Source organism: Pseudonocardia sp. Ae505_Ps2 (assembly GCF_001932425.1).
Taxonomy (GTDB): domain Bacteria; phylum Actinomycetota; class Actinomycetes; order Mycobacteriales; family Pseudonocardiaceae; genus Pseudonocardia.
This window is the reverse complement of the sequence record NZ_MCIP01000001.1, coordinates 3,874,566-3,898,586: the sequence shown is the minus strand read 5'-3', so window position 1 is coordinate 3,898,586 and position 24,021 is coordinate 3,874,566. Positions and strand designations below refer to the sequence as shown.

The 24,021-nt window shown below is 74.8% G+C and carries 25 protein-coding genes and 2 pseudogenes; 10 read left to right on the top strand and 17 right to left on the bottom strand.

The genetic code is table 11. The features are described 5' to 3' along the window. Window positions 1-3: 3 nt before the first annotated feature. Both Ae505Ps2_RS18620 and ugpC read left to right on the top strand, forming a co-directional pair. Complete coding sequence (locus Ae505Ps2_RS18620; RefSeq protein ID WP_075305669.1) at window positions 4-1,335, top strand: ABC transporter substrate-binding protein; 1,332 nt, start codon at window positions 4-6, stop codon at window positions 1,333-1,335. Window positions 1,336-1,350: 15 nt separating this feature from the next. Beyond that, on the top strand, window positions 1,351-2,430 hold the full coding sequence (gene ugpC / locus Ae505Ps2_RS18615; RefSeq protein ID WP_020624014.1) for a sn-glycerol-3-phosphate ABC transporter ATP-binding protein UgpC: 1,080 nt from the start codon (window positions 1,351-1,353) through the stop codon (window positions 2,428-2,430). Window positions 2,431-2,659: 229 nt separating this feature from the next. On the opposite strand, the gene Ae505Ps2_RS18610 is transcribed toward ugpC, so the two are convergent. Beyond that, a complete protein-coding gene (locus Ae505Ps2_RS18610) occupies window positions 2,660-3,646 on the bottom strand; it encodes a malate dehydrogenase (protein WP_075553817.1) in 987 nt (328 codons plus the stop codon). A gap of 98 nt (window positions 3,647-3,744) precedes the next feature. On the opposite strand from Ae505Ps2_RS18610, the gene Ae505Ps2_RS18605 reads away from it, so the two are divergent. From Ae505Ps2_RS18605 to Ae505Ps2_RS18595, 3 genes are all read left to right on the top strand, one after another. Further along, window positions 3,745-4,986, top strand: a complete 1,242-nt coding sequence (locus Ae505Ps2_RS18605; protein WP_075311591.1) for a DUF418 domain-containing protein — start codon at window positions 3,745-3,747, stop codon at window positions 4,984-4,986. A 107-nt stretch (window positions 4,987-5,093) separates the two neighbouring features. Continuing rightward, entirely contained in the window at window positions 5,094-5,588 is a 495-nt protein-coding gene (locus Ae505Ps2_RS18600) for a hypothetical protein (RefSeq protein WP_075305667.1), read from the top strand. A 244-nt stretch (window positions 5,589-5,832) separates the two neighbouring features. Next, window positions 5,833-6,057: a hypothetical protein gene (locus Ae505Ps2_RS18595; protein ID WP_075305666.1), complete on the top strand. Its 225-nt coding sequence runs from the start codon at window positions 5,833-5,835 to the stop codon at window positions 6,055-6,057. 21 nt (window positions 6,058-6,078) lie between these two features. Here Ae505Ps2_RS18595 and Ae505Ps2_RS18590 read toward each other — a convergent pair whose 3' ends face one another. The 5 genes from Ae505Ps2_RS18590 to pyk are packed head-to-tail and all read right to left on the bottom strand — an operon-like array spanning window position 6,079 to window position 10,999. Beyond that, window positions 6,079-6,558: a CoA-binding protein gene (locus tag Ae505Ps2_RS18590; protein ID WP_020627508.1), complete on the bottom strand. Its 480-nt coding sequence runs from the start codon at window positions 6,556-6,558 to the stop codon at window positions 6,079-6,081. Then, window positions 6,555-7,892, bottom strand: a complete 1,338-nt coding sequence (locus tag Ae505Ps2_RS18585; RefSeq protein ID WP_075305665.1) for an O-acetylhomoserine aminocarboxypropyltransferase/cysteine synthase family protein — start codon at window positions 7,890-7,892, stop codon at window positions 6,555-6,557. Before Ae505Ps2_RS18585 ends, Ae505Ps2_RS18590 begins: the two co-directional genes overlap by 4 nt. Window positions 7,893-7,910: 18 nt before the next feature. Then, window positions 7,911-8,621, bottom strand: coding sequence for a dienelactone hydrolase family protein (locus Ae505Ps2_RS18580; RefSeq protein WP_075553816.1), 711 nt, complete (start codon window positions 8,619-8,621; stop codon window positions 7,911-7,913). After that, entirely contained in the window at window positions 8,618-9,517 is a 900-nt protein-coding gene (locus tag Ae505Ps2_RS18575; protein WP_043281764.1) for an acyl-CoA thioesterase II, read from the bottom strand. The genes Ae505Ps2_RS18580 and Ae505Ps2_RS18575 overlap by 4 nt, the downstream gene beginning before the upstream one ends. Window positions 9,518-9,574: 57 nt before the next feature. Next, entirely contained in the window at window positions 9,575-10,999 is a 1,425-nt protein-coding gene (gene pyk / locus Ae505Ps2_RS18570) for a pyruvate kinase (RefSeq protein WP_020627504.1), read from the bottom strand. Between the two features lie 93 nt (window positions 11,000-11,092). Between pyk and Ae505Ps2_RS18565 the strand changes: the two genes are divergently transcribed. Then, a complete protein-coding gene (locus tag Ae505Ps2_RS18565) occupies window positions 11,093-11,461 on the top strand; it encodes a VanZ family protein (RefSeq protein ID WP_051050429.1) in 369 nt (122 codons plus the stop codon). A gap of 76 nt (window positions 11,462-11,537) precedes the next feature. Here Ae505Ps2_RS18565 and Ae505Ps2_RS18560 read toward each other — a convergent pair whose 3' ends face one another. The 5 genes from Ae505Ps2_RS18560 to Ae505Ps2_RS18540 form a co-directional block, all read right to left on the bottom strand. Beyond that, the gene (locus Ae505Ps2_RS18560; RefSeq protein WP_075305664.1) at window positions 11,538-12,176 is read right to left on the bottom strand and encodes a DUF2461 domain-containing protein; all 639 of its coding nucleotides are present in this window, start codon (window positions 12,174-12,176) and stop codon (window positions 11,538-11,540) included. Next, window positions 12,173-13,129, bottom strand: a complete 957-nt coding sequence (lgt, locus tag Ae505Ps2_RS18555; protein ID WP_337819498.1) for a prolipoprotein diacylglyceryl transferase — start codon at window positions 13,127-13,129, stop codon at window positions 12,173-12,175. The genes Ae505Ps2_RS18560 and lgt overlap by 4 nt, the downstream gene beginning before the upstream one ends. A 3-nt stretch (window positions 13,130-13,132) precedes the next feature. Next, window positions 13,133-13,978, bottom strand: coding sequence for an indole-3-glycerol phosphate synthase TrpC (gene trpC / locus Ae505Ps2_RS18550; protein ID WP_075553815.1), 846 nt, complete (start codon window positions 13,976-13,978; stop codon window positions 13,133-13,135). A gap of 73 nt (window positions 13,979-14,051) precedes the next feature. Then, on the bottom strand, window positions 14,052-14,702 hold the full coding sequence (locus Ae505Ps2_RS18545) for a Trp biosynthesis-associated membrane protein (protein WP_170917058.1): 651 nt from the start codon (window positions 14,700-14,702) through the stop codon (window positions 14,052-14,054). Then, the gene (locus Ae505Ps2_RS18540; RefSeq protein ID WP_233147498.1) at window positions 14,699-16,330 is read right to left on the bottom strand and encodes an anthranilate synthase component I; all 1,632 of its coding nucleotides are present in this window, start codon (window positions 16,328-16,330) and stop codon (window positions 14,699-14,701) included. The genes Ae505Ps2_RS18545 and Ae505Ps2_RS18540 overlap by 4 nt, the downstream gene beginning before the upstream one ends. Window positions 16,331-16,387: 57 nt before the next feature. On the opposite strand from Ae505Ps2_RS18540, the gene Ae505Ps2_RS18535 reads away from it, so the two are divergent. Beyond that, window positions 16,388-17,035, top strand: a complete 648-nt coding sequence (locus Ae505Ps2_RS18535) for a TetR family transcriptional regulator (protein ID WP_075305663.1) — start codon at window positions 16,388-16,390, stop codon at window positions 17,033-17,035. Here Ae505Ps2_RS18535 and Ae505Ps2_RS18530 read toward each other — a convergent pair. Next, window positions 16,993-17,223: pseudogene (locus Ae505Ps2_RS18530) on the bottom strand (helix-turn-helix transcriptional regulator); the annotation flags it as partial. The gene Ae505Ps2_RS18535 and the pseudogene Ae505Ps2_RS18530 overlap by 43 nt on opposite strands. Before the next feature lie 72 nt (window positions 17,224-17,295). Between Ae505Ps2_RS18530 and Ae505Ps2_RS18525 the strand changes: the two are divergent. Beyond that, a complete protein-coding gene (locus Ae505Ps2_RS18525; RefSeq protein WP_020622475.1) occupies window positions 17,296-18,213 on the top strand; it encodes an oxygenase MpaB family protein in 918 nt (305 codons plus the stop codon). 80 nt (window positions 18,214-18,293) lie between these two features. Here the strand turns inward: Ae505Ps2_RS18525 and hisI are convergent, their stop codons facing one another. From hisI to priA, 3 genes are read right to left on the bottom strand one after another with little or no spacing between them, the layout of a single operon-like run. Next, complete coding sequence (gene hisI / locus Ae505Ps2_RS18520) at window positions 18,294-18,668, bottom strand: phosphoribosyl-AMP cyclohydrolase (protein WP_075305661.1); 375 nt, start codon at window positions 18,666-18,668, stop codon at window positions 18,294-18,296. Then, window positions 18,665-19,438 carry an imidazole glycerol phosphate synthase subunit HisF gene (gene hisF, locus Ae505Ps2_RS18515; RefSeq protein WP_020622477.1) on the bottom strand — a complete coding sequence of 258 codons (774 nt, stop codon included), beginning with the start codon at window positions 19,436-19,438 and terminating at the stop codon, window positions 18,665-18,667. Before hisF ends, hisI begins: the two co-directional genes overlap by 4 nt. Further along, entirely contained in the window at window positions 19,438-20,187 is a 750-nt protein-coding gene (gene priA / locus Ae505Ps2_RS18510) for a bifunctional 1-(5-phosphoribosyl)-5-((5-phosphoribosylamino)methylideneamino)imidazole-4-carboxamide isomerase/phosphoribosylanthranilate isomerase PriA (protein WP_075553814.1), read from the bottom strand. The genes hisF and priA overlap by 1 nt, the downstream gene beginning before the upstream one ends. A gap of 140 nt (window positions 20,188-20,327) precedes the next feature. Here priA and Ae505Ps2_RS18505 point away from each other — a divergent pair, with 140 nt between their 5' ends. Continuing rightward, on the top strand, window positions 20,328-21,041 hold the full coding sequence (locus Ae505Ps2_RS18505; protein WP_075305659.1) for a hypothetical protein: 714 nt from the start codon (window positions 20,328-20,330) through the stop codon (window positions 21,039-21,041). Here the strand turns inward: Ae505Ps2_RS18505 and hisH are convergent. Beyond that, a complete protein-coding gene (hisH, locus tag Ae505Ps2_RS18500; RefSeq protein WP_075305658.1) occupies window positions 21,031-21,666 on the bottom strand; it encodes an imidazole glycerol phosphate synthase subunit HisH in 636 nt (211 codons plus the stop codon). The genes Ae505Ps2_RS18505 and hisH overlap by 11 nt on opposite strands. Window positions 21,667-21,775: 109 nt before the next feature. Between hisH and Ae505Ps2_RS18495 the strand changes: the two genes are divergently transcribed. After that, entirely contained in the window at window positions 21,776-22,708 is a 933-nt protein-coding gene (locus Ae505Ps2_RS18495) for an amidohydrolase family protein (RefSeq protein WP_075553813.1), read from the top strand. A 63-nt stretch (window positions 22,709-22,771) separates the two neighbouring features. Here the strand turns inward: Ae505Ps2_RS18495 and Ae505Ps2_RS32665 are convergent. Further along, window positions 22,772-24,021: pseudogene (locus Ae505Ps2_RS32665) on the bottom strand (hypothetical protein); the annotation flags it as partial.

Sequence of the window (24,021 nt, the reverse complement as noted above, 5' to 3'; positions counted from 1 at the left end):
GCCATGCACCTCGACCGTCGCGGATTCCTGAAGTTCGCCGGCATCACCGGCGCCGCCGCGGCCCTGGCCGCCTGCGGCGGCCCCTCCACCAGCGGCGGCGGGCCCGCCGACGCCCCGGAGGTCGACTACTCCGGGGTGCAGCCGGCGACGACCGTCACCTGGTGGACGAACAACCCGGGCAGCTCGGAGAAGGTGTCCCGCCAGATCATCGACGCCTACCAGCGGGCCAACCCGGGGACCACGGTCAACCTCGTGACCGCGGGCGCGACCTACGAGGAGATCGCCCAGCGCTTCCAGACCGCGCAGGCCGGCGGCGGCTCCCAGCTGCCCGACCTCGTCGTGCTCTCCGACGTCTGGTGGTTCCGCTACTACATGCAGCGCTCCATCGTGCCGATGGATCCGCTGATCGCCGCGACGGGCATCGACACCGCCGACTACCGGCAGCAGCTGATCGAGGACTACCGCTACGACGGCAAGCTCTGGGCGCTGCCCTGGGCGCGTTCGACGCCGATCTTCTACTACAACAAGGCGCACTGGCAGAAGGCCGGCCTGCCCGACCGGGCGCCCGCGACCTGGGCCGAGATGGCCGAGTGGGGGCCGAGGCTGCAGGCCGCGGGCACCGGCGCGCAGAAGGCGTACCAGCTCCCCGCCCTGGCCGACTACGCCGGCTGGTCGTTCCAGAACAACCTCTGGGGCGAGGGCGGCGCCTGGTCGAACGAGTGGGACGTCACCTGCGACTCCCCCGAGGCCGTCCGGGCGATCTCGGCCCTGCAGAACGCGGTGACCTCGGGCTGGGCGGGCGTCGCCGCGACCGACGGCACCACCGACCTGGGTGCCGGGGCGGTGTCGGCGACGGTGGGCTCGACCGGTTCGCTGGTCACCGTGCTCGACGCCGCGCAGTTCGACGTGGGCGCCGGGTTCCTGCCCGCGGGCCCGGTCCCCGGCCCGGTGTGCCCGACGGGTGGCGCGGGCATCGGCATCCCGGCCGCGATCCCGCCGGAGCGTCAGCTCGCCGCGGCGGCCTTCGCGAAGTTCCTGACCAGCCCGGAGAACACGGTGCTGTTCTCCCAGGCCACCGGCTACCTGCCGATCCGCACCTCGGCGAACACCGGGCCACTGCTCGCCCAGACGCCGCTGCGCAAGGTCGCGATCGACCAGCTCGACCGGACCCGCACCCAGGACCGGGCGCGCGCGTTCTTCCCGGGTGCCGACCAGGAGATCGCGCGGACCTGTGCCAACATCCTCAACCAGCGGGCCGACGTGCAGAGCGAGCTCACCACCCTCAAGGGCACGCTGACCCGGATCTTCGACACCGACGTGAAGCCCAACATCTGACGGCGGGACGCTGACATGGCAACGGTCACCTACGACTCGGCGACGCGGATCTACCCCGGCTCGGACACCCCCGCCGTCGACGGGCTGGACCTGGAGATCGCCGACGGCGAGTTCCTCGTGCTCGTCGGGCCGTCCGGCTGCGGGAAGTCGACGTCGCTGCGGATGCTCGCGGGTCTGGAGGACGTCGACGCCGGCGCCATCCGGATCGGCGACCGCGACGTCACCGACGTCCGGCCCAAGGACCGCGACATCGCGATGGTGTTCCAGAACTACGCGCTCTACCCGCACATGACGGTCGCCGCGAACATGGGCTTCGCGCTGACCAACGCAGGCCGGCCGCGCGACGAGATCGCCCGCCGCGTCGCCGAGGCGGCGAAGATCCTCGACCTGGAGGGACTGCTGGACCGCAAGCCGCGTGCCCTGTCGGGCGGGCAGCGCCAGCGGGTCGCGATGGGCCGCGCGATCGTGCGCGAGCCCGCCGTGTTCTGCATGGACGAGCCGCTGTCCAACCTGGACGCGAAGCTGCGGGTGTCCACCCGGACCCAGATCGCCTCCCTGCAGCGGCGCCTGGGTGTCACCACCGTCTACGTCACCCACGACCAGGTGGAGGCGATGACGATGGGCGACCGCGTCGCGGTGCTGTCGGGCGGGGTGCTGCAGCAGTGCGCCGCCCCGCGCGAGCTGTACGAGCGCCCGGTGAACGCCTTCGTCGCCGGGTTCGTGGGGTCACCGGCGATGAACCTGGTGACGGTGCCCACCGGCACCGACGGGTCGGTGTCCCTCGGCGGGGTGCGGATCCCGGTGCCCGGCGGGTCGTCGGACACGGTCACGGTCGGCATCCGGCCGGAGGACCTGCGCCCGGCCGGGGCCGGGGACGGGCTGGAGGTGACCGTCGACGTCGTCGAGGAGCTGGGGGCCGACGCCTACGTCTACGGCACCCTCACCGAGGCCGCGGGACACGACGGCGCAGGGACGACGCTGGTGGCCCGGGTCGACGCCCGCACCCCGCCGGAGCGCGGGACCCGCCTGCGCCTGGTCCCCGACCCGGACCGCACCCACCTGTTCGACGGCGACACCGGCGCCCGCCTGGGCTGACCCGACCCGCTGCGGTCCCCCGCTCCCGCGCGGTGATCCGCAGCTCGCGCAGTGATCCGCTGCTCGCGCGGTGATCCGTTCGGCGCGCGTGTCCGGACGCGCGCGCGGCGCGGATCACCGCGCGGATCGGCGATCACCGGTGCGCCGGGTGGCCGGCGGGGACGGCTCCGGACGCACCGCGGCCCCGCACCCGTGACGGGTGCGGGGCCGCGGTCGGTGTGCGGTCGGCTCAGATGAGGCCGAGCTTGGCGACGGTGTCGCGCTCCTCGACCAGCTCCGCGACGCTCGCGTCGATCTTCCCGCGGGAGAACTCGTCGATCTCCAGGCCCTGGACGATCTTCCACGCGCCGTTCTCGGAGGTGACCGGGAACGAGGAGATGATGCCCTCGGGGACGCCGTAGAAGCCGTCCGACGGGATCGCGGCGGAGGTCCAGTCGCCGGCCGGGGTGCCGTTGACCCAGTCGTAGACGTGGTCGATGGCGGCGTTCGCGGCCGACGCGGCCGAGGACGCGCCCCGCGCATCGATGATCGCGGCACCGCGCTTGGCGACGGTCGGGATGAAGTCGTTCTCCAGCCACTCCCGCTCGACCTGCTCGGCGGCGATCTTGCCGCCGACCTCGGCGTGGAACAGGTCGGGGTACTGGGTCGCCGAGTGGTTGCCCCAGATCGTGAGCTTGCTGATCTCGTCCAGGCCCACGCCAAGCTTCTTCGACAGTTGCGCCAGCGCACGGTTGTGGTCGAGGCGGGTCATCGCGGTGAACCGGTCGGCCGGGACGTCCGGGGCGGAGGCCTGGGCGATCAGGGCGTTGGTGTTGGCCGGGTTGCCGACGACCAGGACGCGCACGTCGTCCGCGGCACCGGCGTTGATCGCCTTGCCCTGCGGGCCGAAGATGCCGCCGTTGGCCTCGAGCAGGTCGCCGCGCTCCATGCCCTTGCTGCGGGGACGGGCACCGACGAGCAGCGCGACGTTGGTGCCGGAGAACGCGGCGTTCGCGTCGTCGAAGATGTTGATGCCGCGCAGCAGCGGGAAGGCGCAGTCGTCGAGCTCCATCGCGGTGCCCTCGGCGGCCTTCACGGCCTGCGGGATCTCCAGCAGGTTCAGCGTGACCGGGGTGTCGGGCCCCAGCAGCTGCCCGGAGGCGATCCGGAAGAGCAGCGCGTAACCGATCTGGCCAGCGGCTCCGGTGACGGTAACGGTAACGGGGGTAGCAGACACGCCCCGGACCCTAGCCCTGTTCGCGCCTGCGTACCGCGACGGGGAGCACACCCACCGCCATGCGTGGCACGAACCACACCGCCGGTAGCGTGCGGGCGATGCGAGACGTCCCGGTGACCGGTCGTGCACCGGCGCCGGACCTGGCCCGCGGCGCGGCGCTGCTGCTGATCGCCGTGGCGAACGTGCACACCTTCGTCACCCACCGGGGCATCGGGGTCCGCACCTACCCGCTCGACCCGACCGGCGTCGACGCCTGGCTCGCCGCGGCGCAGCTGACCCTGGTCGACGGCCGGGCCTACCCGCTGTTCGCGCTGCTGTTCGGCTACGGCATCGCCGGGCTCGCCCGCCGCGCGGCCCGCGCCGGTGCCGGGCCCGACCAGGTGCTGGCCCTGGTCCGGCGCCGGGGCGGGGCGCTGTTCGCCGTCGGCGCCGCGCACGCGGTGCTGCTGTGGCACGGGGACTTCGTCGCCGCCTACGGGCTGATCGCCGTGGTTCTCGCGCCGGTGCTGGTCCGCGGGTCGACCGCGGTGCTGGTGCTCACCGGGGTGGCCGCGACGACGCTGCTGGCGGTGCTCTACGCCCCCGTCGCGCTGACCCGGTCCGACGCGGCGTCGGCGTCGCCGTCGCTGGTCGCACCGGACGTGGTGTCCGCGGCGGTGGAGCGCTTCGGCGAGTGGCTGTTCGGCAACCTGCTGATCAGCGCGGTCGGGCTGGCGGGGGCCGCGGTCGCGGGGGTCCTCGTCGCCAGGGCCGGCTGGCTCGACGACCCGGCCCGGCACCGTCGCGCGCTGCGCCGGGTCGCCGTCGCGGGGATCGGGGCGGGGGTCGTGGGCGGCCTGCCGCTGGGGCTGGTCGCCGCGGGGGCGTGGACGCCGTCGGAGCCGGTCGCGCTCGTGGTCGGGGTGCTGCACGCCGTCACCGGCTACGCCGCGGGCGCCGGGTACGCGGCGCTGGCCGGGCTGGTCGTCGCGCGACGGACACGGTCCGCCGGAGCGGCACCGGACGGTCCGGGGGCCGTGTACCGGTCCCCGGGCGACACAGGACCCGTGCCGGGCGGGTGGATGTCCCGCGCGCTGGTCGCGCTGGGGCGGCGCTCGCTGAGCGGGTACCTGGCGCAGTCGGTGGCGTTCGTGGCCCTGTTCCCGGCCTGGACGCTCGGGCTCGGCGCGGGCCTGCCGCTGTGGGCGGCGACGCTGTGCGGGGCCGGGGTGTGGCTGGTGACCGTCGTCGTCGCCGTGGTCGCCGAGCGCCGAGGCCACCGCGGCCCGGCCGAGGTGCTGCTGCGCCGGCTGACCTACGGCCGCACCCCGGCTCCCGCACACCACCCCACCGGACCATGATCGCCGGGAGTGGAGCGCCGGAGGCACCCCGCTGCGCTCTGCACTCCACTCCCGGCGATCATCGTGGGGCGCGGCCCCGCGAGCGGGTGGCGGTCTAGGCTCCCGACATGAGCGGCACCGACCCCGCCGACCAGCCCGGACCGGACGAGCCGGCGCGGCCGGACGTGCCCGGGGCGGCCGGGGCGACGCCGTCGTGGCAGGGCGCCCCGGGCTTCTCCGGGGTGGGCCCGGTGTCGTCCGGCCCGGTGGAGGTCCCGCCGCACGCCCCGCTGCCGGGGGCGCCGCCGTACCCGCCGGGAACCGAGCCGGAGCGGGCCGCGGTCGCCGACCGGTCCCCGCAGCTCCCGGGCGTCGCCGCCGTGCTCCCCCGCTGTGTGGCCGCGGCGGCCGGCTGGGTGGCGGTGGCGCTGCTGCTGGCCCTGGTCACCGGGGTCGGGTCGTGGCCGCTGCGCGGGCTCGCGCTGCTCGTGCCGTGGGGGCTCGCCGCCCTCGCGCTGGTGTTCCCGGCCCGGCGCGGGGTCGGCCCCGGCGGGCTCGTGGCACTGGCGTTCGCCCCGTTCTGGCTGATCCACGCCGTCCTGGTCGGTCTGCTCGGCTGGTGAGACCGGCGCCGGCGATCGGCCGGCCCACCCCGGTCCCGAGCCTCATCCGCGATCCCCGCGTCGGGCGTCGCGTTCCGGTGGTCGTGACCACGCGGACGCGACGCCCGGCGCGGCGGCCGGCGCGCGGGAGAGGCCGCAGCTCGTCGCTCCCGGACCGTCGTCCGGCGACCCCCTCTCCCGAATGGCGCCGGGCGCTGTGTCTCGCCATGATGCCGATCATCCACTCCCCACGGAGGAGGTCCTCGTGGCCGATCACGACCCGCAGGTGCTGCCGATGGCCGACGTCGCGGATCGGTGGGTGGTGCGCTGCGACTGCGGGTGCGGGCTCCTCACCCAGTACGCCTCCCGGGACGAGGCCGAGGACGCGGCGGCACAGGCCCGGGAGGAGGCCGGCCCCCCGACCGCGCGGGAGCAGGCGATCGAGGAGGTCGTCGAGGACGACGGCGAGCGGGCCTCCGAGCGGATCTGACCGTCGTGCCCCCGGGCGGGATCAGTCCCGGCGCCGCGAGGTGATCACACCGGTGTCGAAGCCGGCCAGGTGCAGGCCGCCGGCGAAGCGCGCGTGCTCCACCTTGAGGCACCGGTCCATCACCACGGTCAGGCCCGCGGCCTCCGCGCGACGGGCGAGCTCCTCGTCGAACAGGCCGAACTGGAGCCAGAACGTCGACGGCGTCGGGTCCAGGGCGAGGACCTCGTCGAGCACCCCGCCGAGGTCCTCGGGGCGGCGGAAGACGTCGACCAGGTCCGGCACCACCGGCAGCTCCGCGAGCGAGGGGTACACCGGGCGCCCGAGGATCTCCGGTGCGTTCGGGTTGACGAAGTACACCTCGAAGCCGGTCGAGGCCAGCAGGTAGGTGGCGACGAAGTTGCTGGCCCGGGCCGGGTTCGGGCTCGCCCCGACGACGGCGACGGTGCGGGTGTCGCGCAGGATCTGCTGGCGCCGCCACGCGGGCGGGTTCTCCCAGGTCACGAGCTCTCCTTCTGCGAGGCGGCCAGCGCCTGGTCGAGGTCCCAGACGATGTCGTCCGGGTCCTCCAGACCGACCGAGATCCGGATCATGTCCTCGGGGACGCCCGCCTGCTCCAGCTGCTCGGTGGTGAGCTGCTGGTGGGTGGTGGACCCGGGGTGCAGGACGAGGGTGCGGGCGTCGCCGACGTTGGCGAGGTGGCTGCACAGCTGCACCGCCTCGATGAACCGCGCCCCGGCGGCCCGGCCGCCGCGCACCCCGAACGCGAACACCGCGCCCGGCCCCGCGGGCAGATACCGGCGAGCCCGCTCGTGGTGGCGGTGCGACGGCAGCCCGGGGTAGGTCACGTACTCCACCCGCGGGTCGGCCTCGAGCCACTCGGCGACCTTCTGCGCGTTCGCCACGTGCGCCTCCATCCGCTGCGGCAGCGTCTCGACGCCCTGCATCAGCAGGAACGCCGAGTGCGCCGACAGCGTGGCGCCGACGTCGCGCAGCTGCTCGGCACGCAGCTTGGTGAGGAATCCGAGCTCCTGGAAGTTCCCCCACCAGGTGAGCCCGCCGTAGGACGGGACCGGCTCGGTCATCCCGGGGAAGCGGCCGTTGCCCCAGTCGAAGCGGCCGGACTCGATCACCACGCCACCGAGGGTGGTGCCGTGCCCGCCGAGGAACTTCGTCACCGAGTGGATCACGATGTCCGCGCCGTGCTCCAGCGGCCGGCACAGGTACGGCGTCGCCAGCGTCGCGTCGATGATCAGCGGGAGCCCGGCCGCGTGCGCGACCTCGGCGAGCCCGGCGATGTCGGCGACCTCGCCGCCCGGGTTGGACACGACCTCGGCGAAGACGAACTTGGTGTTCTCGCGGATCGCGGCGGCATAGTCGGCCGGGTCGGTGCCCGGCACGAAGGTCGTGTCGACGCCGAAGCGGCGCAGCGTCACGTCGAGCTGGGTGATGGTGCCGCCGTAGAGCCCGGCCGCGGCGACGGCGTGGTCCCCCGCCCCGGCGAGGGCGGCGAAGGTGAGGAACTCGGCGGACTGCCCGCTGGCCGTGCACACCGCGCCGATGCCACCGTCCAGGCTGGCCAGGCGCTCCTCCAGCGCCGACACCGTCGGGTTGGCGATCCGGGAGTAGATCAGCCCGTACTTCTGCAGCGCGAACAGCGCCGCGGCGTCGTCGGTGTCGCGGAAGACATAGCTGGTCGTCTGGTGGATCGGGACCGCCCGGGAACCGGTCGCGGCGTCCGGCACCGTCCCCGCGTGCACCGCCCGGGTGCGGAAGCCCCAGGCCCGATCCGGTCGGTCGCCGCGCGGTCCCGACGGTTCGCTCGCAAGCTCGCTCACGTCCCCATCCTCCCCCGCCTACAGGTGGTCGTGCAGGAAGGCCCGCACCCGCTCCGTCGCGTCCGTCGCCGAGGGTTCGTGGTACTCCGCGTGCAGCGGCGTCCGGCGTGCCACCGCACCCTTCGCACCCGGCGTGCGCGTCATGAACGAGTGCCCGGCCTCGGGGTAGACGACGACGTCGTGCGGGATCCCCCGCTCCGCCAGGTCGGCCTCCAGACGCTGCGGGTACCCGTCGGCGAACTGCAGGTCGCGCCCGCCGAAGCTGGCGACGACCGGACAGACCGGCTCCACCGCGACACCCGCGCGGCCGTAGAACGGCACCGCGACCCGGTACAGACCGGTCTGGGACAGCAGCAACGCGAACCCGCCGCCCATGCAGAACCCCATGACACCGATCCGGTCGGCGTCGACGGTGGGCTGGTCGGCCAGCCAGCGCCGGGCGGACTCGCAGTCGCCGAGCGCGGCACCGCGGCCGGTGGCCATCGTCGCCAGCGTCGAGGCGATGCACAGCGGCTTCACCCGGCCACTGGCGAACAGGTCCGGGATCAGGACGGTGTAGCCCTCGCGGGCCAGCTCGCGGGCGATCCGGCGCATCTCCGGGGTCATCCCGAAGATCTCGTAGATCATCACGATGGCGGGGCCGGGCGTGTCGGTCTCGGGGCGGGCCAGGAAACCGGGGAGCCTCCCGCCGTTGACACTGGTCAGTGAGACCTCGGACTCGACGGTCACGGGCGGGGGTCCTTCCGGTCGCGGGGGACCCGGACGAGCCCCTCCTGCATGGTGGTGGCGACCAGGCGGCCGTCGGCGGTGAAGAAGCGGCCGCTGGCCAGGCCGCGCCCACCGGAGGCGGCCGGCGAGAAGCACGAGTAGAGCAGCCACTCGTCGGCGCGGAACGGCGCATGGAACCACATCGCGTGGTCCAGGCTCGCCATCTGCAGCCCGGTGCGGGGTACGTCGTGGCGGGCGACGACCGAGCCGAGCAGGGTCAGGTCGCTGGCGTAGGTGAGCAGGCAGACGTGCAGCAGCGGGTCGTCGGGCAGCTCGCCGTCGGCGCGCAGCCACAGCCGCATCGGGTCGTCGGACGGGCCGGTGTGGTCCTGCGACCAGGACGGCTCGTCGATCAGCCGGATGTCCAGCGGGCGGGGCAGGCCGGCCATCCAGCCGCCGTCGCCGCGGGCCGCGCGCGTGCCGAGGTCGTCGACCGCCTCCGGGGCGGGGACGTCCGAGGGCATCGGCTGGGAGTGCTCCAGGCCGTTCTGCGGCAGCTGGAACGACGCCGACAGCGAGAAGATCGGCTCGCCGCGCTGGATGGCGAGCACCCGGCGGGTGGTGAACGACCGGCCGTCGCGGACCCGCTCGGTCTCGTAGACGATCGGGATGCTCGGGTCCCCGGGGCGGATGAAGTAGGCGTGCAGCGAGTGCACGTGCCGGTCGGCGGACACGGTCCGCCCGGCCGCGACGAGCGCCTGGCCGGCCACCTGGCCGCCGAACACCCGCGGCAGCGAGACCGGTGGGCTCACACCGCGGAAGAGGTTGTCCTCCAGGCGCTCCAGGTCGAGCAGCGCGACCAGGTCGTCGAGGACGGCCTGGCCGCGCGGTTCACCGTCGGCTGCGGTCTCGGGCACGGTCTCGGGTGCGTGTACGGGGTCGGCACTCACGCCCGGGAGTATGCCCGGCGCCGGTCAGGCGTGGTCGTCCTCGCCCAGCCGGTGGACCCGGATGAGGTTGGTCGAGCCGACCGTGGAGGGCGGCGAACCGGCGACGACGACCACGAGGTCACCCGGCTTGAACCGGCCGATGGACAGGATCGCGTGGTCGACCTGGCGGATCATCGCGTCGGTCGAGTCGACCCTGTCGACCAGGAACGTCTCGACGCCCCAGGTCATCGCGAGCTGGCTGCGGACCGCGGGCTCCGGGGTGAACGCCAGCAGCGGGAGCCGGGTGTGCAGCCGGGCCAGGCGCCGCACGGTGTCCCCGGACTGGGAGAACGCGACCAGCGCGCGGGCGGAGAGCCGCTCGCCGATGTCGCGGGCGGCGTAGGACAGCACGCCGCGCTTGGTGCGGGGCACGTGGTTGAGCGGCGGCACGTCGGCCGGGCCCGCCTCGACGGCCTCGACGATCTCGGCCATCGTCCGCACGGTCTTGATCGGGTAGCGGCCGACGCTGGTCTCTCCGGACAGCATCACGGCGTCGGTGCCGTCCAGGACGGCGTTCGCGACGTCGGAGGCCTCGGCGCGGGTCGGGCGCGAGCTGGTGATCATCGAGTCCAGCATCTGGGTGGCGACGATGACCGGCTTGGCGTTCTCCCGCGCGATCTGCACGGCGCGCTTCTGCACCAGCGGCACGTTCTGCAGCGGGAGCTCGACGCCCAGGTCGCCGCGGGCGACCATGATGCCGTCGAAGGCGAGCACGACGGCCTCGAGGTTGTCGACGGCCTCGGGCTTCTCTAGCTTCGCGATCACCGGGACCCGACCGGCGCCGGTGTTGTCCATGATCTTGTGGACGAGGTCGATGTCGGCGGGGCTGCGCACGAACGACAGCGCGACGACGTCGACCCGCAGCGACATCGCGAACTCCAGGTCCGCGACGTCCTTGTCCGACAGGGCGGGCACCGAGATGTTCATCCCGGGCAGCGACAGGCCCTTGTTGTCCGAGACGGGGCCGCCCTCGGTGACCCGGCAGACCACGTCGTTGCCGTCGATGGCGACGACCCGCAGTCCGACCTTGCCGTCGTCGACGAGCATCCGGTCGTCGACCTGGGCGTCCTGGGCGAGGCCCTTGTAGGTGGTGGAGACCCGGTCGTGGGTGCCGGGCACGTCGTCGACCGTGATCCGCACCTCCTCGCCGGTCGCCCACTCGGTGGGCCCGTCGGTGAAGCGGCCGAGCCGGATCTTCGGGCCCTGCAGGTCGGCGAGGATGCCGACGGCGCGCCCGGTCGAGTCGGCGGCGTCGCGGACCATCTCGTAGACGCGCTTGTGGTCGGCGCGGTCCCCGTGGCTGAAGTTGAGCCGGGCCACGTCCATGCCCGCTTCCACGAGGTCACGGATCCGGTCCGGGGTCGCCGTGGCCGGTCCGATGGTGCAGACGATCTTGGTTCGACGTGTCACGGCTATCAGGGTAGCGGTGTCTGGAACGATCAGGACGACGGGAACCCGGCCTGTCGGTGTCCGGTTCGACGGTGTTCATCCGCAGGATCGGCGGTGGAGCAGACTGGGGGCGTGCGCGTCCAGCCGTTCGTCCTGTCGGTCCTGTTGAGCCTGGTCATCCTGTTCACCCCGGCATCCGGGGTCCCGACGGCACCTCCGGGCACCGACAAGCTCGTCCACCTGCTGCTGTTCGCGCTGCTGGCGTGGACCGGGCGGGCCGCGGGGATCCGGGTGTGGCCGCTGCTGGGCGGGCTGGTCGCCTACGCGGCGGCCTCGGAGGTCGCGCAGGCGCTGCTGCCGATCGGGCGCAGCGGGGACGTCCTCGACGCGCTCGTCGACGTCGCCGGGGCGGCGCTCGGGCTGGGGCTGACCGTGCTGGTGGCCCGCCGGCGACCGGGCCGCGAGACGTCGTCGCGGCTCTGAGGCGGAGCGGTACCTTCCTCCGACGGTCCTGCACCGCTGCTCCGGGCGCGCCGGGCCCCACGGCCGCGGCGCCGGGTCAGCGCCGCGGGAGCTCGCTGGGGCCGACGTGGTCGTCGAGCCATTCGGTGACCGGGCGGGTCGCCCGCCACACCCTGCGGACCCGGTCGCGGGCCCGCGGGCCGTGCAGCACGTCGTCCGGCGGCCAGTGCCGCGCCACGTAGAGCCCCGTGTGCCGCAGCAGGTCCAGCCGCGGGTGGTCCGGGGCGGTGCCGCGCGGCCGGGTCTTCAGGGTCGCGCCGTCGACGGTGAGTCCGGCGGCGCGGGCGGTGTCGAGGCGGGCTCGCAGGTCCTCGCCGCGGCGCTCGTCGTCGACGCTCTCGCGGTAGCGGGCCAGCTGGTCGGGCGCCAGGTGGTAGTAGCCGCCGGCCGCGAGCATCCCGTCCGCGGACACCTCGACGTAGAACGGCTCGGCGAAGCCGCCGCAGTGGGTCTTGTACGGGGTCTTGTCCGCGGCGAAGCGCACGTCGCGGTAGGGGCGGAACACCTTCCCCGCCCCGAACTCCGGTTCGAGGTCCGCGAGCAGCGCCAGCATCGGGCCGCGGACGTCGTTCTCGTAGACCGCACGCTGGTCGGTCCAGTACGCACGGGAGTTGTCGGCGAGCAGGCCGTCGTAGAACTCGACGGCGCCCTCGCCGAAGCCCGCGAACGCGCTCACGCGTCCTCGCGCTCCTGGGGTCTGCCCTGCTGCCCGGGCCCGGCGGTGTCCGCCGGCTCGGGGGCGACGTACTCCTCGCGGCCGCGACGGGCGAACGCGACGTAGAGCACGGCCCCGATGAACACCACCGACGCGACGACGACGTTGATCCGGACGTCTCCGAACACCCGCGTCGCCGGGTCGGTGCGCATGAGCTCGATGAAGAACCGGCCGAGCGTGTAGCCCGCGACGTACAGGCCGAAGACCCTGCCGTGGCCGAGCCGGAACCGGCGGTCGGCCAGCACGATCAGCGCGGCGACGACGAGGTTCCACAGCAGCTCGTAGAGGAAGGTGGGGTGCACGACCGCGATCGGCGTCGGGTCGAGTGCCACACCGCCGAGCGGGTCGTCCAGCCCGGTCGCGGGGTCGACCCGCCGGTAGATCTCCAGCCCCCAGGGCAGGGTGGTCGGGCCACCGTAGAGCTCCTGGTTGAACCAGTTCCCGAGTCGCCCGATCGCCTGGGCGACGATGATGCCGGGGGCGACCGCGTCGGCGAACAGCGGCAGCGGGACGCCGTGCCGGCGGCAGCCGATCCAGGCCCCGACCCCGCCGAGCGCGATGGCGCCCCAGATGCCGAGCCCGCCGTTCCAGATCTCCAGCGCTCCCCACGGGTTGCCGCCGGGGCCGAAGTAGGTCCGCCAGTCGGTGGCGACGTGGTAGAGCCGCCCGCCGAGCAGGCCGAACGGCACCGCCCACACCGCGACGTCGAGCACCGTCCCGGCCCGCCCGCCGCGCGCCTGCAGCCGGCGCTCGCCCCACCACAGGGCGACCGCGATGCCGGCGATGATGCACAGCGCGTACGCCCGGATCGGGATCGGGCCGAGATGCCAGACACCCCGGTCCGGGCTGGGGATGGACGCCGGGAGCGCGCCGGGTAGTGCGGTGGGCAGTGCGGTGGCGAGCGTGACGAGCACGGATCAGCCGCCGTTCCGGCTGCAGGACGGGTGGAACCCGGCCGCGACCAGACCGCGGACCGCGGCCGCCGGGTCCCCGCTGGTCACCAGGCCCTCGCCGACCAGCACCGCGTCGGCGCCCCATCCCGCGTAGGTCAGCAGGTCACCGGGGCCGCGGACGCCGGACTCGGCGACCTTGAGCACGTGCGACGGCAGGCCGGGCGCGATCTCACCGAAGACCGACCGGTTCACATCGAGGGTGTGCAGGTTGCGGGCGTTGACACCGATCAGCGTGGCGCCGGCCTCCAGGGCGCGGTCGCACTCCTCCTCGGTGTGCACCTCCACCAGCGGGGTCATCCCGAGGGATTCGATGCGGTCCAGCAGCGAGGCGAGCACCGGCTGCTCCAGCGCGGCGACGATCAGCAGCACGACGTCCGCGCCGTGCGCACGGGCCTCGTGCACCTGGTACGGCGTGACGACGAAGTCCTTGCGCAGCAGCGGGGTGTCGACCCGGGCGCGGACGGCGTCGAGGTCGGCCAGGGAACCGCCGAAGCGGCGCTGCTCGGTGAGCACGCTGATCACCCGCGCACCGTTGGCGGAGTAGGCCTCGGCGAGGTCGGCCGGGTCGGGGATGTCGGCGAGCGACCCCTTCGACGGGCTGGCCCGCTTCACCTCGGCGATGACGCCGACGCCCGGCTCGCGCAGGGCCGCCATCGCGTCCCGCGGCGGCGGCGCGGCCGCGGCCCGCCGCTTGATCTCGGCGAAATCGACGACGCTCTCGCGCACGGCGAGGTCCTCCCGGACCCCGTCCACGATGGCCTCGAGGACGCTGGGTACGCGACCCGGAGTCCCGTTCGGGTGTCCGGTCATACCGGCAGTGCCCGTAGTGCTCACAGGACCGACTCCTCCTCCGCTCGCGCGTCGCCCGGACGTCGAGGTCATGCTAGTTCTCCCCCTCACGCGGACCGACGGTCGGGTCGCCGCCGGCGTCGAGCCGTTCCCAGGCCGCCCGGTCGGGGTCGGTCGGTGTCGTGGCCGCCTGCGTGCCCGGTGCGGCGTAGCGGGCACCGAGCCGCGGCAGCCGCGGCTCCCGCACCACCAGCAGCACCGCGGCGGCGAGTGCGACGGCCCCGCCGGCGACCGCCAGCCAGGGCCACGGCGTCGCCGAGACCGCGCCGGAGCCCGCGGGGGCGTTCGGGGCGGTCAGCCCGGAGCGGGCCGAGGCCAGCTCCACCGCCGACGGCGGCACGGCGACCAGCCGCAGGGTGAGCACCACCGCAGCCACCCCGGCGAGCCCGACCAGCACACCGAGCACCCGGCGGGCGATCCCCGACAGCGCGACCAGCGCGGCGACCGCCGCGACCAGCAGCGCGGCGACCGCGGTGACCACGGGTTGCAGCTGCGCGCCGGTGGCGCCGAGCTCGACGGTGCCGCGGGTGGCGGTGGGCACCTCCAGCACGAACCAGTCGGCGGACCCGGCGCCCCACAGGGCCCCGGCGCCGAGCAGCAGGCCGAGCACGGTCAGGCCGAGTGCCCGCCGGTCGGTGCGGTGCGGTGCGGGCGCGGCGACCCCGTCGTCGCCGGGCGCCGTCACGCGCTGCCCGGGACGGGCGGGGGTGTCAGCGGGGCCGACAGGGACCCGGCCGCGGCGACGGCCGAGAGCACCGCCCGGGCCTTGTTCAGGCACTCCATGTCCTCCGCGGCCGGGTCGGAGTCGGCCACGATCCCGCCGCCGGCCTGCACGTAGGCGGTCCCGTTGCGGATCATCGCGGTGCGGATGGCGATCGCGGTGTCGGCGTTGCCCGCGAAGTCGAGGTAGCCGACGATGCCGCCGTACTGGCCGCGTCGGGTCGGCTCCAGCCGGTCGATGACCTGCATGGCCCGCACCTTCGGCGCCCCGGACAGGGTGCCGGCGGGGAAGCAGGCGACGACGGCGTCGAACGCGGTGCGGTCGCGCCGCAGCAGCCCGGACACCGTCGACACCAGGTGCATGACGTGGCTGTAGCGCTCGATCTCGAAGAAGTTCCGCACGGTGACCGTGCCGGGCTCGCACACCCGGCCCAGGTCGTTGCGTCCGAGGTCGACGAGCATCAGGTGCTCGGCGCGCTCCTTCTCGTCGCCGCGCAGCTCCTTCTCCAGGAGCTGGTCCTCCTCGTCGGTCGCGCCGCGCCAGCGGGTGCCCGCGATGGGGTGCGTGGTGGCGCGCCCGTCGAGCACGCTGACCAGCGCCTCCGGGCTGGACCCGACGATCGAGAACGGCGGCCCGCCCGCGGCGTCGTCGAGGCGCAGCAGGTACATGTACGGGCTCGGGTTCGTGGTGCGCAGGATCCGGTAGACCTCGAGCGGGTCGGCGTCGCACTCCATCTCGAAGCGCTGCGACAGCACGATCTGGAAGGCCTCACCGGCGCGGATCTGCTCCTTGGCGTCCTCGATCGCGGCGTGGTGCTGCTCGGGGGTGCGCCGGCGGAGGAACTCCGGGCGGGTCGGGGTGTACACCGCGACCGAGCTCGGCGACGGGACCGCGAGCTCGCCGGTCATCCGGTCCAGCCGGGCGACCGCGTCGTCGTAGGCCTGGTCGACGCGGTCGTCGGTGGCGTCCCAGTTGATCGCGTTCGCGATCAGGGTGACGGTGCCCTCGTGGTGGTCGAGCGCCGCCAGGTCGGTGGCCAGCAGCATGACCAGCTCGGGCAGCGCCAGGTCGTCGACGGCCGGGTCGTCCGGGTCGGCGATGCGCTCGACGCGGCGGACGATGTCGTAGCCGAGGTAGCCGACCATGCCGCCGGTCAGCGGCGGCAGCCCGGGCAGCGGCTCGGAGTGCAGCTCGGTGACCACGGTGCGCAGCGCCTCGAGCGGGTCACCGGTGGTGGGCAGGCCGTCGGGGACCTCTCCGGTCCAGACCAGCTCGCCGTCGACGGCGGTGAGCGCCGCGGCGCTGCGCGCCCCGACGAACGACCACCGCGACCAGGACCGGCCGTTCTCCGCGGACTCCAGCAGGAACGTGCCGGACCGCCCACCCGCCAGCTTGCGGTACACCCCGACCGGGGTCTCGTCGTCGGCCAGCAGCCGCCGGGTCACCGGGATGACCCGGTGCGCACGCGCCAGCTCCCGGAACTCCTCGCGGCTGGGGCTCACCGCGCCCAGGGCTGCGGCTGCGGGAACCGCGGGGGCGGGGGCGCCCGTCGTCGTCGCGCCACCGGATGCGTTCTGGGTCCGCTGGGTCATGCGACTCATTGTCCCCGAGCAGTGACGACTGCCCTCGCGCGGGTGAGGATGGGACGCATGACCGAACCGAGCGCCAGCGCACCCCCGGCCCCGGGGGCGCAGCCCCGGCGTCGTGGCCGCCGGTCCGGCGGTGCGGACACCCGCGCCGCGCTGCTGGCCGCCGCCCGCGTCGAGTTCGCCGACCGCGGCTTCGACGGCGCCACGGTCCGCCGGATCGCCGAGCGCGCCGGGGTCGACCCGGCGATGGTCAACCACTGGTTCGGCGGCAAGGAGAAGCTGTTCCTCGCCGCGCTCGACCTGCCGCTCGAGCCCGAGCAGGTCCGCGAGCACCTGGTGAGCGGTCCGGGCGACACCGTCGGCGAGCGGATCGTGCGCACCTTCCTCACCGTGTGGGACGCCGACGGCGGCTCCCCGATGGCGGCGGTGCTGCGCAGCGTCGCGGGACACGAGGCCGCGGCCCGGATGCTGCGCGAGTTCATCGGCAAGGCGATCCTGGTGCCGGTCACCCGCGTCCACTCCCCCGACCGGCCCGACGAGCGGGGCGCGCTCGTCGCCGCCCAGCTGATCGGGCTCGCCATGATCCGCTACGTGGTGCACCTGGAGCCGCTGGCCTCGGCGCCCCCCGAGGACATCTTCGCCGCGGTCGGGCCGACCGTGCAGCGCTACCTGACCGGGAACCTGGGGTCGACGAACCCCGAGGAGTAGGCGGCGACGACGGCCTGGGTCCGGTTCCGCGACCCGGTCTTCGCGAGCGCGCCCGCCACCTGGGTCGTCACCGTCTCCACCCCGAGCACCAGCTCGGCGGCGATCTCGGCGTCGGACGGACCACGCGCCATCAGCCGCAGCACCTCGCCCTCGCGGGTGGTGAGCCCGGCGCCGGCGAGACGGTCGCCGTCGCCCGCGGCGAACCCGGCCACGAGCTCGCCAGCAAGGCGGCCGGGGCCGCACGACCGCACACTGGGGTCATGGTCGATCTGTCCGCCCGGCTGCCCGGCGCCGTCGCCGACCGGCTCGAGGCGCTTCGCTCGCGGGTCGGGTCGGCGGTGTTCAGCCGGGTCGCCGGCGACGAGGGATCCGGCCGCCGCGCCCGCGTCCTCGGTGCCGAGGGCCCGCGCTGGTTCGCCGAGGACGCCGCGATCCGCACCGTGCACGGCGACTCGTCGATGTTCGTCGGCGGACTGCGTGCGCTGCTGCTGCAGTCGCTGCACCCGCTGGCCATGGCGGGGGTCGCCGGGCACTCCGGGTTCCGCGGCGACCCGTGGGGACGGCTGCAGCGCACCTCGTACTTCCTGGCCGCGACGACGTTCGGGCCGGCCGAGGAGGCCGAGCGGGTGATCGCGCGGATCAGGCGGGCCCACGTGCACGTCCGCGGGACCGCGCCGGACGGGCGCCCGTACTCGGCGTCGGATCCGCACCTGCTGCGCTGGGTGCACATCGCCGAGATCGACAGCTTCCTCACCGCGCACGACCGCTACGGCGCCGCCCCGCTCGACGCCGCCGGACGCGACGCCTACGTCGCCGACACCGCACGCGTCGCCCGTGAGCTGGGGGTGCCCGATCCGCCGGAGTCCGTTGCCGAGCTGCACGCCCAGCTCGCCGCCTACCGGCCCGAGCTGGCCGGGACCCCGGAGGCCCGCGACGCCGCGCGGTTCCTGTTGTGGGAGCCGCCGCTGCCGCTCTCCGCACGGCTGCCGTACTCGGTGCTGGCCGCCGCGTCGGTGGGGCTGATGCCACGCTGGACGCGGCTGCCGCTGCGGCTGCCGTGGCTGCCCGTGGCCGAGGCGACCGTGGTGCGGGCCGGTGGGCACGCGATCACCGCCGGGATCCGGTGGGTCACCTCGGCACCCACCCAGCCGCCACCGACGCCGCCGGTGCACCCGTGAGCGGTCAGACCCCGCCGCCGTCCTTGGTGAGCAGGACGTCGGTGCTCATGCGCCGTCCCTGGCGAGCAGGACGTCGGTGCTCATGCGCCGTCCCTGGCGAGCAGGACGTCGGTGTCGAAGCAGGTCCGGGTTCCCGTGTGACAGGCCGGCCCCTCCTGATCGACGACGACCAGCACCGCGTCGCCGTCGCAGTCGAGCCGCACCTCGTGCACGTGCTGCACGTGCCCCGAGGTGTCGCCCTTGACCCAGTACTCCTGGCGCGAGCGCGACCAGTAGGTCCCCCGGCCGGTGGTCAGGGTGCGGTGCAGCGCCTCGTCGTCCATCCAGCCGACCATCAGCACCTCACCGGCGCGGGACTGGACGACGGCGCAGACCAGCCCGTCGGCGTCGCGCTTGAGGCGGGCGGCGATCCCCGGGTCCAGCGCGGACTCGGCCGCCGTGAGACGGGTGCTCACCGGATCTCGACCCCCTCCGCGCGCAGCGCGTCCTTCACCTCACCGATCCGCAGCTGACCGAAGTGGAACACGCTGGCGGCGAGCACGGCGTCCGCCCCGGCGCGCACGGCCGGCGCGAAGTGCTCGACCGCACCGGCACCGCCGGAGGCGATCACCGGGACGTCGACGACCTTGCGGACCGCGGTCAGCATCTCCAGGTCGAACCCGGCGCGGGTGCCGTCGGCATCCATCGAGTTGAGCAGGATCTCCCCGACGCCGAGCTCCTGGCCGCGCTGCGCCCACTCGACGGCGTCGATACCGGCGGAGCGACGCCCGCCGTGCGTGGTGACCTCCCAGCCCGACGGCTGTGGCTGCTCCCCCTCGGGGACCCGGCGGGCGTCGACCGACAGCACGATGCACTGGCTGCCGAAACGCCGCGACATCTCGTGCAGCAGCGTGGGCCGGGCGATCGCGGCGGTGTTCACCGAGACCTTGTCCGCGCCCGCGCGGAGCATCCGGTCGACGTCGTCGGGGGTGCGGATGCCACCGCCGACGGTCAGCGGGATGAACACCTGCTCGGCGGTGCGACGCACCACGTCGATCATGGTTCCGCGCTCCGACGACGACGCGGTGACGTCGAGGAAGGTCAGCTCGTCGGCGCCCTCGGCGTCGTACACGCGGGCCATCTCGACCGGGTCGCCCGCGTCGCGGAGCTCCTTGAAGTTGACGCCCTTCACCACCCGCCCGGCGTCGACGTCCAGGCACGGGATGACACGGACCGCGACGCCCATCAGGCCCTCACCGCGTTCACGGCCGCCAGGGCCTCGGGCAGGGTGAACCGGCCGGCGTAGAGCGCCTTGCCGATGATCGAGCCCTCGATGTTCACCCCGGTCGCGGCGACCTCGGCGAGCCGGGTCAGGTCGGCGACCTCGGAGATCCCGCCCGAGGCGATCACCGGGGCGGTGGTGGCCTGCGCGACCTCGGTGAGCAGCTCGACGTTCGGGCCCTGGAGGGTGCCGTCCTTGGAGACGTCGGTGACGATGTAGCGGGTGGCACCGTCGGCGTCGAGGCGGGCGAGGACCTCCCAGAGGTCGCCGCCGTCGGAGGTCCAGCCGCGGCCGGCGACCCGGCGCCTGCCGTCGATCACCTTGACGTCGAGGCCGATCGCGATCTTCTCGCCGTGCTCGGCGAGGACCTTCCGGCACCACTCGGGCTGCTCCAGCGCCGCGGTGCCGAGGTTGAGCCGGGCAGCGCCGGTGGACCGGGCGCGGTCCAGGGACTCGTCGTCGCGGATGCCGCCGGACAGCTCGACCCGCAGATCGAGCTTCCCGACCACCTCGGCCAGCAGCTCGGCGTTCGAGCCACGGCCGAACGCGGCGTCGAGGTCCACCAGATGGACCCATTCGGCGCCGCCGGCCTGCCAGGTCATGGCCGCCTCCAGGGGCGAGCCGTAGCCGGTCTCGGTGCCGGCCTCGCCCTGCACCAGCCGGACGGCCTGCCCGTCGACGACGTCCACCGCGGGAAGCAACGTGAAGCTCACCGCGCCAGGGTATCCGCGGCACTCGTGGCCCCCGGGAGTGGCCGAGGGGGACAGCATGCGTTCCGGGGAGTACGGGCCGGGCCGAGGCGCGTTCCGCGGAACGCCCGTGGCAGCGCGCGAGCACGGCCACACTCCCCGTCGTGGCTCTCCTCCGTGCCCGCACGCGCGCCGACCGGACCGCGCCCCGTTTCGAACCGCCGTTCCTGCCGTGGGCACCGGACCGGCGCGAGATCGCCGAGTACCGGAGGCGGAAGTACGGACCGCCCTCGTGGATCAGCGGGCTGATCTCCGTCGTGGTGATCGTCGTCGTCGGACGGGTCTGGCTGCAGGTCCAGGTCGAGCAGATCGACTTCGGGCCGGCCCGCGATCCGGCTCCCGTCGTCTCCGCGCCGGCCGCCCCGGCCACCGACATCAGCACGGCAGCGGGACTGACCCGCCTCGTCGACGACGTCCGCCGCGCTACCGGGAGCACGGTCGTCGACCGCCTCGCGGCGTACGGCGCGGACGGGGGAACCGTGCAGACGGCCGACCCCGGCCGGCCCACCCACACCCGCACCTACGTCTGGAACTCCGACGACGGGTTGGGCGTGGTCACGACCGACCGACCGCTCGCCCGGGACCCGGCACAGCGCACCGTCGACCTCGACGACCTCGCACCGGGACCGGTCGCGGAGGTGGTCGCACGGGCCCCCGGCGCCGTGGGTGTGCCCGCACCGGAGACCATCCGCCTGGTCGTCGCCGACCTCGGCAGCGGTCCCACCGTCGTGGTCACCTGCATCGGCCGCGACGGCCGCGTCGGCGAGCTGGAGGCCCGGCCCGACGGCGGCGGCGTCGTGGTGGGTATCAGGCCGTGACCGACCGCAGCCAGTTCTCCAGGACCGTGGCGCCGGCGTCGCCGGACTTCTCCGGGTGGAACTGGGTGGCCGACAGCGGCCCGTTCTCCACCGCGGCGATGACGTCCTCCCCGTGGTGGGTCCAGGTGACCTTCGGCACGGCGATCGCGTGCGAGGGCTCCAGGGTCCAGCGCCGCACGCCGAACGAGTGCACGAAGTAGAAGCGGGCGTCGGCGTCGAGCCCGGCGAACAGCGCGCTGTCCTGCGGGGTCCGGACGGTGTTCCAGCCCATGTGCGGCAGCACGTCGGCCTGGATCCGCTCGACCGTGCCGGGCCACTCGCCGCAACCCTCGGTGTCCTCGTCGAACTCGACGCCGCGCTCGAACAGAACCTGCATGCCGACGCAGATCCCCAGAACCGGACGGCCGCCGGCGAGGCGACGCCCGATGATCTGCGGGCCGCGGACGGAGTGCAGGCCCCGCATGCACGCCGCGAAGGCGCCCACGCCGGGGACGACGAGACCGTCGGCCTCGGTCGCCGCGTCGAAGTCGGACGTCACGGTGACGTCCGCGCCGACGCGTTGCAGGGCGCGCTCGGCGGAGCGCAGGTTCCCGGAGCCGTAGTCGAGGACGACGATGCGTGCCACGACGACCAGGATAGTCGCCGTCCCGCCCGGGACCGGTGGCGCGGGGCGATCGCGCCGCGCGGCTGCCGCCCACCGCCCGTTCCGCAGCCGCTCCGTCCGGAGGGACCCGATGACCCTGATCGACCTGCACTCCCACTTCCTCACCCCGTCCTACGTCGAGGCCGCCCGGTCGGCCGGGCACACCAGCCCCGACGGCATGCCGGGATGGCCGGACTGGGACCCGGCTCGCCCCCTCGCGCTCATGGACGAGTGCGGGATCACCACGTCCCTGCTGTCCGTCTCCTCTCCTGGGACCCACTTCGGGGACGACCGGGCCGCCCGACGCCTGTCCCGCGAGGTGAACGAGGCCGGCGCGTCCCTGCGCGCCGACCACCCGGACCGGTTCGGGCACCTCGCCTCGTTGCCGTTGCCCGACGTGGACGGAGCGCTGGCCGAGGCCGTCCACGCCCTCGACGAGCTCGGCAGCGACGGTGTGACCGTCGAGACCAACGCCCACGGCAGGTATCTCGGGGATCCCGCGTTCGCGCCGCTGTGGGCGGAGCTGGACCGGCGTCGGGCGGTGGTGCTCGTCCACCCCACCTCGCCGCCGCCCGCGGCGGAGCTGACCGCCGGTCGACCCCGACCGATGCTGGAGTTCGTGTTCGACACCGCCCGGACCTACACCGATCTCATGCTGTCCGGAACCCTCACCCGGTTCCCCGGTGTCCGGTGGATCGCCACGCACTGCGGCGGTGCGCTGCCCGCCCTCGCCGACCGGATCGAGCTGTTCCGCACGGCGTTCGGCGACGGCGGGGGCGCCCCGGTGCCCGACCAGCTGCGGTCCCTCTGGTTCGACACCGCCGGGACCCCGTTCCCGCACCAGGTCCCGGCCCTGGAGCGCACCGTCGGGGTGGAACGGCTGGTCTACGGCAGCGACTCGTGCTGGACACCGGCCGCGGCCGTGCGCGCCCAGGTCGCCTCGCTCGACACCGCTCCCCCGGCCGCGGACGGCCGCGGCTGGCGCGAGCTGACCACCGCCAACGCGCGACGGCTCCTCGGCTGACCTCGTGCTCTGCCGCCCGCCGGCCGCCCGGCGCCCCCGGTCGAGCCGCACCGGGACGTGCCCTCACCTCGTGGTGGCGGCGCCCACCCCACCCGCGACGACGGCGACCAGCACGCAGAGACCGGCCGCGGCCGAGGTGACGGCCGTGTCGAGCACCGGACCGACCGCCGTCCCCGTCGCTGCGGACAGCCCCGACGCCACGGCGGCCAGCGGCGGGAGCGACACCGCGACCCCGAGGACGGCGCCCAGGGTCGCCGCCACACCGTTCTCCGCGGCGACGGTCGTGGCGACCCGGCGTCGGGTCGCGCCGGCCGCGACCAGCGCCGCCAGGTCCGTCCGCCGGGTGCGTGCCGCCGCCCGCGCCCCCGCGGCGACCGCGAGCGCGCCGTAGCCGGAGGACACCGTGACCAGCAGGGCGGCCAGGGTGTCGGTCAACCGGGCGTCCACCGCGTACTCCTGCGCGGCGTAGGCAGCCGCGTCGCGCACCGCGACCCCGAGCGGGAGCGGGCCGGGCACCGCTCCGGCGGGCAGGAACGCGGTGCGGGTCATCGCGGCCGGATCGTGGGCGCGGACCTGGGACCGGTCGATGACGACGTCCCCGCGCCGCTCGTCGGGCGGCAGGACCCGGGTGACCCGCAGCCCCACCAAGGTGCCGTCGGCGAAGCGGGCGTCCAGGGTCGCGCCCGGAGCGAGGCCGAGCGCGTCGGCCGCCGGGACGGACAGGACCACCTCACCCGGCCGGACCAGGCCGGGGTCGGCGGTCCCGACGGCGTCGACGGCGGTCGGTCCCGCACCCCCGGGGACGACGAGCACGGTCGGCAGCGGGATCCGGGCGCCGGGGACGGCGAGGGTGCGGGCGACGTCGTCGGGCAGGCCGGGCGTGCCGTCGCGTTCCACGGTCACCTGCCCGGCGAGCTGTGCGGTCCGCTGGGCCGGGTACGCGTCGGCGGAGGTCGCGACGAGCCCACCGAGCAGCACCGCGAACCCGACCGCGACGACCACCGGTGCGACGACCGCGCCGGCCCGCGCCGGGTTCGCCGCGAGCTCGGCGCGCACCAGCATCGCGGTGACCCGGCCGCCCGGACGAGCGGGGCCGACCCGCGCGAGCAGCCCGACCAGGACCGGAGCGAGCAGCGCGGCCGCGCCCACCAGCGCGGCACCGGTCGCGAGGGCGAGCCCGACCCGGCCGTCGCCGGTCGCCGCCGCGGTCCGGGCCGCGAGCAGCACCCCGGCGGCGAGCGCGAGCGACCCGCCGAGGAGGCGGCCCCGCGCCGACCCGCGTCCGGGACCGGTGTCGTGCACGACGTCCAGCG